Raw genomic sequence first — 6,918 nt, 5'->3', positions numbered from 1 at the left:
AAGGGGCAGATCTTCGTGAAGGGTGAGGTCATCAAGACCGTGCCGGAGTCGAAGATCGTCGAGACCCTCATCGAAGAGGCGCTGAAGCTCGCCGAACAGATGGAGAAGGACGGCATCGCCTCCGGCGAGCCCGAGGTCAGCGTCGGCTGACGCTCCCCCCACGCGTACCGGTGCCCCGCCCTCGTGGCGGGGCACCGCCATATCCGTACACAAGGGAGGTGCACGGAGGAGACGGGAGGTACAGTTCCAGGACCTGTTTCCCCTGGCCTCCGGCCCTGCGACGGTGAGGCAACCCCAGAAGTGCTGACGACGACCACCACCAAGGTCCTGGAGCCCGGCGAGCTCGACGCCGCACTGGCCGTGCTCGACCGCGACCCCGTCGCCAACGCCTTCGTCGCAGCCCGTGTCCGCATCGCCGGGCTCGACCCCTGGCGGCTCGGCGGCGAGATGTGGGGCTGGTACGCGGGCGGCCGCCTGGAGTCCATGTGCTATGCGGGCGCCAACCTCGTCCCCATCGGCGCCGGACCCGAGGCCGTACGGGCCTTCGCCGACCGCGCCCGCCGGGCCGGCCGCCGCTGCTCCTCGATCGTCGGCCCCGCGGGCCCGACCGCCGGGCTCTGGTCGCTCCTCGAACCCCACTGGGGCCCGGCCCGCGAGGTCCGCGCCTGTCAGCCGCTGATGGTCGCCCGCGGCATGCCCGCCGGGATCGCGCCCGATCCGCTGGTGCGCCGCGTCCGCCGGGACGAGATGGACGCCGTCATGCCGGCGTGCGTGGCCATGTTCACCGAGGAGGTCGGGGTCTCCCCGCTCGCCGGGGACGGCGGCCTGCTCTACCAGGCCCGCGTCGCCGAACTCGTCGGCTCCGGGCGCTCGTTCGCCCGCTTCGAGAACGGCCGGGTGGTCTTCAAGGCCGAGATCGGCGCCGCCACGCCCCAGGCCTGCCAGATCCAGGGCGTGTGGGTGGCCCCCGAACACCGCGGGCGGGGACTGTCCGTGCCGGGCATGGCCGCCGTGCTGCAGTACGCGCTGCGCGAGGTCGCGCCCGTGGTGAGCCTGTACGTCAACGACTACAACACGGCGGCCCGGGCCGCGTACCGGCGTGTGGGCTTCGAGGAAGTCGGCGCGTTCATGAGCGTGCTCTTCTGACCGCAGGTCCCGGGCCGTACGGGCGGGTAGCCTCCCGGACATGGATGACATCGCGGTCGGACCGCTCGACCTCGCCGCGCGGGTGGACGACGCGCTGGCCGTACAGGCGGTCGCCTTCGGCCTCAGCGCCGAAGAGGTCGGCGTACGGCGCCACATTGTGCTCAGGCACCTCACCTGCCCCGGTGCGCGTGCTCTGGGGGCCACCACCGGGGACGGCCGGCTGGTGGGCTTCGTCTACGGCATGCCGAACGACCGCGCCCACTGGTGGTCGACGATCGTCGAACCGTACCTGCGGGCGACCGGGTACGAGAACTGGCTCGACGACTCGTTCGTCATCACCGAGCTCCATGTGCACCCGGCGTTCCAGAACCGGCGGATCGGGCGGACTCTGATCACGTCCATCACGGCGGACGCCGACGAGCCGCGGTCGATCCTCTCCGCGGTCGACCGGGAGAGCCCGGCGCGGGCGCTGTACCGGAAGCTGGGGTATCAGGATCTGGCGCGGCAGGTGCATTTTCCCAGCGCGCCGATGCCGTACGCGGTGATGGGGGCGGAGTTGCCGCTGCTGGGGTGAGGGGGGTGCCCTGCGGGTGCGGGTCTGCTGTGGTTGCTCGCGCAGTTCCCCGCGCCCCTTCGGGGCGCGTTACAGCAACCCCGCGAACTCCAGCAGCAGTTCACCCTGCGCCCGCCGCCCCGCGGCGATCTCACGCACCCCGGCCTCCGCCGCGCGGAAGACGGCCCACCCCCGCAACCGCTCCCGGTCGACGTCCAGGGAGTCGGCCAGCTTCGCCACCCGGCGCCGCGCGGCGGCCGCGGCCCCCGGTGAGGCCAGGAGGGTGTCGAGCCGGTCCCGTACCAGCCATGCCACGTCGTACGCGCGCTCGCCGACCACCGGCCGCGGTGCGACCGCGAGCCACGGCGCCCGGTCCCCGGCGAGGACGCTGCCCTGCTCGAACTCGCCGTGCAGCAGCACCGGATCCTCGCCGGCCTCCCCGGAGGCCAGCGCCTCGCGCAGCTCCAGCGCCTCGTCCACCACCGCCCAGGGTTCCTCGCAGAGCTCCCGCAGGCCGCCCGCCAGGGCTCCCGTGTGCTCGGCGACGCTCGCGAAGGGGTGGCCGGCCGGCGGCGGCACCCACAGCCGCTGCAGCGTCGCCGCGGCCTCCAGCTGCGCCTTCGGCTCCGCCAGCGACCGCAGGCTCACCTCACCGTGCAGCCGTTCCAGCAGCAGCACTCCGGCCGCGGGGTCCGCGTCCAGGACCTGTACCGCGCAGCGGCCGTCCCAGTGGACGAGGGCCGCGTGTTCGCGGACGGGCGTGCCGTCCGGCACGCCGAGCTTGAGCGCGGCGGGCGTGCCGTCGGCCCGGTGCACCAGGACGACCAGACTCGCCCGTCCGCCCGGGGTCCGTACCCGTTCGGGCGTCAACTCCCAGCGCTCCAGATACTCCTGAACGGTGATCGGCAGCCGGGCCAGCCACTGCTGCGCCGCCTCCCCGTACGCGGGGTCGGAGCTCAGGGTGCGAACCAGCCGCTCCGGCGGTTCGAGGCGGTCGTGCACGTTTGCCATCCCTGGGCTGTCCTTTTCGTCTTCGCTGGTCAGGCCCGCTCGGCGAGCCCAGGGAAGGCTACGCTGCCGCCCCGCCAGCGCGCCTCGCGCACCGCCGCCTCGCGCAGTGCCGCCGCCGCCTCGGCCCGCAGGGAGCCGTCGGCGGCGCGGACGAGATCGGCGTAGACGCCCGCGACCCGGCTCTCCAGCCCGGTCGCGAGCCGCACCGCTTCCTGCGCGTCCTGCACGGGGAAGGGGAGCGCGTACGCGGCGGACGCCGCCTGCGGGGTGCCGCCGAGGCCGCGCACGGCGCGGTCCATGGCGTCCCGCCGGGCGCGGTGCGCGTCGTAGGCCTCCCGGGCCTCCGCGGCACGGGACTCCTCGACGCGGCTGCCGACCACCCCGTACCCGTACACGGCGGCGTGCTCGGCCGCGAGCGCGGCCTGGGCCGCTTCGAGCGCGGTCACGCCGCACCACCTCCGGAGCCGAGCAGGTAGGCGTGGGCCGCGCCGGCCGCGGCGACGGAGGCGAGCAGCCGGGCGAGTTCGGGCGGGGCCCCGGCGAGCGCGGTGGTCCGGGCGTCCGCGGTGCGCCGCTCCGCGTCGGCGAGGGCGGCCAGCGCGGCCTTCTCGTCCGCGGGGGCCTGCACCCGGGGGGCGGGCGCGGAAGCAGAGGCGGAAGGGGCCAGCTGCGGCCCGAACACCTCGGCGTGCCGGGCCACTTCGGCCCGCAGCGGGCGCAGCCGCGCCGCCAGCCCCGCATGGGCGGCGATCGTCGCGTCGTACCGCTCCAGCAGCGCCGCGGAATCGCGTCCCGCGCGTATCCGCAGCTGCTCCGCGGCCGAGGAGTGCTCGGCGCCGGGGCTGCCGGAGCAGCCGCCCAGCAGCGCGGCGGCGCCCCCGGTCAGCAGGGCCGCGGCACCCCCCGCCAGTACCCTGCGTCTGTGCGGGCCGACTGCGCCTCGCGTCGTCGTCGTGAGCGGCACGGTCCTCATTTCCGGCTCGTACGGGGCTGATCACCGCACGCGAGCGTACCGGCGCGCGGCAGCACGGCCGTGGACCGGGCACCGAATCGTCAGTCGGCTGCCGGAACAGATAGGCTTTGACCTGACACGCGACTTTCCCACAACAGCACACGCGGCCGAGGAGTCACCCGGATGAGCACCACCCAGAGCGAGAGGCTGCGCGAGCTGCTGGCCCCTCTCGTCGACGCGCGAGAGCTGGATCTGGAAGAAGTCGAAGTGACTCCGGCCGGCAAGCGGCGTGTGCTGCGCATCGTGGTGGACTCCGAGGACGGCGTCCAGCTGGACGAGTGCGCGGAGCTGAGTCGCGAGGTCTCCGCGAAGCTCGACGAGACCGATGTCATGGGCGGCGCTCCGTACGTCCTGGAGGTCACCTCTCCCGGCGCCGACCGCCCCCTCACCCAGCACCGCCACTACGTCCGTGCCACGGGCCGCCTGATGAGGGCGCAGCTCACGGAGGGCGGTGAGCTCGTCGCACGGATCCTCTCCGTGGACGAGGACGGGCTCGATCTGGAGGTCCCGGGCGTGAAGGGCCGCAAGCCCACCGCCCGCAGGCTGGCCTTCGGCGAGATCGCCAAGGCGCGGGTGGAGATCGAGTTCAACCGCAAGGCCGCGGACAAGGCCGAAGAGACCGACGACATTCAAGAGGAGGCGTAGCCGTGGACATCGACATGAGCGCCCTGCGGGGTCTGGTGCGAGAGAAGGAGATCTCCTTCGACCTGCTGGTCGAGGCGATCGAGTCGGCCCTCCTCATCGCCTACCACCGCACCGAGGGAAGCCGCCGCCGGGCCCGCGTCGAGCTGGACCGGTCCTCCGGGCACGTGACGGTCTGGGCCAAGGAGGACCCGCAGGATCTCGAGGAGGGCGAGGAGCCCCGCGAGTTCGACGACACCCCGTCCGGTTTCGGCCGGATCGCCGCGACCACCGCGAAGCAGGTCATCCTCCAGCGTCTGCGCGACGCCGAGGACGAGATCACTTTCGGTGAGTTCGCCGGCCGCGAGGGCGATGTCGTCGCGGGCATCGTGCAGCAGGGCAAGGACCCGAAGAACGTCCTGGTGGACATCGGCAGGCTGGAAGCCATCCTGCCGGTCCAGGAGCAGGTGCCGGGCGAGGAGTACAAGCACGGCACCCGCCTGCGGACGTACGTCGTCCGGGTGGCCAAGGGTGTCCGCGGCCCGTCCGTGACCCTCTCGCGCACCCACCCCAACCTGGTGAAGAAGCTCTTCGCCATGGAGGTCCCGGAGATCGCGGACGGCTCGGTGGAGATCGCCGCCATCGCCCGCGAGGCCGGCCACCGCACCAAGATCGCGGTCCGGTCCACCCGGTCCGGCCTCAACGCCAAGGGCGCCTGCATCGGCCCCATGGGCGGCCGGGTGCGCGCGGTGATGGCCGAGCTGCACGGCGAGAAGATCGACATCGTCGACTGGTCGGACGACCCGGCCGAGCTCGTCGCGCACGCCCTGTCCCCCGCACGGGTGAGCAAGGTCGAGGTCGTGGACCTCGGGGCGCGCTCCGCACGGGTGACCGTGCCCGACTACCAGCTCTCCCTGGCCATCGGCAAGGAAGGGCAGAACGCCCGGCTCGCGGCGCGGCTGACCGGCTGGCGGATCGACATCCGCCCGGACACCGAGCAGCCGGCCGAGCAGGTCTGACGGCGGACGGAAGCAGCAGGGGGCGCACGATGCGCCCCCTGAGCCCGTCCCCGGGCCCGGAAAACTGGCCGATCTTGGCCGAAACGCATACGCGCGCGATCAGTGCCCCAAAGGGGTGAGGTCGGCGCGGGGAGGTAGACTTAACCAGTGTCTGGCCGGACGCATGCCCGCGCATGCCCTGAGCGCACCTGTGTGGGGTGCCGGGAGCGAGCGGCCAAGGGCCAACTGCTGCGGACCGTGGTGATCGAGGGCGTCGTCGTCCCCGACCCTCGCGGTACGCTGCCCGGCCGGGGTGCATCCGTGCATCCCACACCGGTCTGCCTCGATCTGGCGGTGCGCCGCCGGGCGTTCCCGAGGGCCTTCAAAAGCCCCGGGCCGCTCGACACCGCGGAGCTGTACCGGTACGTCGAACAGGCCGGCTGAACAGTCGGCAGCACCGCCAGGCAACACCGTAAGAAGAACGGCACGGGCGACCGTGCGGTCAGGTACCTCGCGAGTTGGAAGTAGGTCGAGATTGCGATGAGCACTCGATGAGTACGCGATGAGTACGCCCATGAAGTAGCGACGGTCCGGTGGACACCCCGGACCTAGAAGGAGCGAAGTGGCTAAGGTCCGGGTATACGAACTCGCCAAGGAGTTCGGAGTGGAGAGCAAGGTCGTCATGGCCAAGCTCCAAGAACTTGGTGAATTCGTCCGTTCGGCGTCCTCGACGATCGAGGCGCCGGTCGTCCGTAAACTGACTGATGCGCTGCAGGGTCCCGGCGGAGGCGCCGGCAAGCCCTCGGCAAAGCCCGCGGCGCCGCGCAAGGCTGCCGCGAAGCCGGGCGCACCCACTCCGGGTGCCCCGAAGCCCGCCGCCCCGGCCCCCAAGCCGGCCGCGGCCCCCACCCCCAAGCCCGCAGGTGCCGCGCCGACGCCCGGCCCGCGCCCGGGTCCCAAGCCCGCCCCGGCGGCTCCGGCCAAGCCCGCCCCGGTCACCCCGGTGCCCGCGGCGGAGTTCTCCGCGCCCGCCCCGGCCGCTCCCTCCCAGGAGCGTCCGGCCCAGGAGCGTCCGGCCGCACCGCGTCCCGGTGCCACGCCCGGCCCGCGCCCCGGCGCCCGTCCGGGTCCCGCCGGCCAGCGTGAGGGCGGCCGTCCCGGCGGCCCGCGTCCCGGTGCTCCGGGCGAGCGTGCCCCGCGTCCGGGTGGCCGTCCGGCCGGCCCGCGTCCGGGCAACAACCCCTTCACCTCCGGTGGCTCCACCGGCATGGCCCGTCCGCAGGCCCCCCGTCCGGGTGGCGCCCCGCGTCCGGGTGCTCCCGGCGCCCCCGGTGCTCCCCGTCCGCAGGGCGGTCCCGGCGGTGCCCCGCGCCCGCAGGGCCAGGGTCCCCGTCCGACCCCCGGCGGCATGCCGCGCCCGCAGGGCGCTCCCGGTGGCGCTCCGCGTCCCGGTGGTGCTCCCGGCGGCAACCGCCCGAACCCGGGCATGATGCCGCAGCGTCCGGCTGCCGGCCCGCGTCCGGGCCCCGGTGGCGGCGCTCGTGCCCTTGGGCAGCTGCGGCTGGACGCGCTCGAGG

9 protein-coding genes and 1 pseudogene are annotated in these 6,918 nt (G+C 73.9%); 7 read left to right on the top strand and 3 right to left on the bottom strand.

From position 1 onward, the window contains the following. The 3 genes and pseudogenes from ACWD4B_RS34715 to ACWD4B_RS34705 form a co-directional block, all read left to right on the top strand. Positions 1–150 (top strand): annotated as a pseudogene (locus tag ACWD4B_RS34715) (flavodoxin-dependent (E)-4-hydroxy-3-methylbut-2-enyl-diphosphate synthase); the annotation flags it as partial. A 150-nt stretch (positions 151–300) separates the two neighbouring features. After that, a complete protein-coding gene (locus tag ACWD4B_RS34710; protein ID WP_451424508.1) occupies positions 301–1,146 on the top strand; it encodes a GNAT family N-acetyltransferase in 846 nt (281 codons plus the stop codon). Between the two features lie 40 nt (positions 1,147–1,186). Continuing rightward, positions 1,187–1,720 carry a GNAT family N-acetyltransferase gene (locus ACWD4B_RS34705; RefSeq protein ID WP_391151795.1) on the top strand — a complete coding sequence of 178 codons (534 nt, stop codon included), beginning with the start codon at positions 1,187–1,189 and terminating at the stop codon, positions 1,718–1,720. 69 nt (positions 1,721–1,789) lie between these two features. On the opposite strand, the gene ACWD4B_RS34700 is transcribed toward ACWD4B_RS34705, so the two are convergent. Genes ACWD4B_RS34700 through ACWD4B_RS34690 form a run of 3 tightly spaced genes read right to left on the bottom strand, consistent with a single transcriptional unit; the run spans position 1,790 to position 3,683 of the window. Further along, positions 1,790–2,710, bottom strand: a complete 921-nt coding sequence (locus ACWD4B_RS34700; RefSeq protein ID WP_451424507.1) for an aminoglycoside phosphotransferase family protein — start codon at positions 2,708–2,710, stop codon at positions 1,790–1,792. A 29-nt stretch (positions 2,711–2,739) separates the two neighbouring features. Further along, positions 2,740–3,156 (bottom strand): ferritin-like domain-containing protein, encoded by a 417-nt coding sequence (locus ACWD4B_RS34695; RefSeq protein ID WP_451424506.1) that lies wholly within the window; start codon positions 3,154–3,156, stop codon positions 2,740–2,742. Then, positions 3,153–3,683 (bottom strand): hypothetical protein, encoded by a 531-nt coding sequence (locus tag ACWD4B_RS34690; RefSeq protein WP_451424505.1) that lies wholly within the window; start codon positions 3,681–3,683, stop codon positions 3,153–3,155. Before ACWD4B_RS34690 ends, ACWD4B_RS34695 begins: the two co-directional genes overlap by 4 nt. Before the next feature lie 162 nt (positions 3,684–3,845). On the opposite strand from ACWD4B_RS34690, the gene rimP reads away from it, so the two are divergent. From rimP to ACWD4B_RS34670, 4 genes are all read left to right on the top strand, one after another. After that, on the top strand, positions 3,846–4,367 hold the full coding sequence (rimP, locus tag ACWD4B_RS34685; protein WP_336415662.1) for a ribosome maturation factor RimP: 522 nt from the start codon (positions 3,846–3,848) through the stop codon (positions 4,365–4,367). 2 nt (positions 4,368–4,369) lie between these two features. Next, the gene (gene nusA, locus ACWD4B_RS34680; RefSeq protein ID WP_451424504.1) at positions 4,370–5,362 is read left to right on the top strand and encodes a transcription termination factor NusA; all 993 of its coding nucleotides are present in this window, start codon (positions 4,370–4,372) and stop codon (positions 5,360–5,362) included. 147 nt (positions 5,363–5,509) lie between these two features. Then, positions 5,510–5,785, top strand: a complete 276-nt coding sequence (locus tag ACWD4B_RS34675; RefSeq protein WP_451424503.1) for a YlxR family protein — start codon at positions 5,510–5,512, stop codon at positions 5,783–5,785. Between the two features lie 178 nt (positions 5,786–5,963). Beyond that, on the top strand, positions 5,964–6,918 hold a 955-nt coding region (locus tag ACWD4B_RS34670; RefSeq protein ID WP_451424502.1), incomplete at its 3' end, for a translation initiation factor IF-2 N-terminal domain-containing protein.

The sequence above is a fragment of the Streptomyces sp. NPDC002536 genome (genome assembly GCF_053594995.1).
The sequence above is the reverse complement of the archived record's forward strand: the minus strand, read 5'-3'. Positions and strand labels throughout refer to the sequence as shown.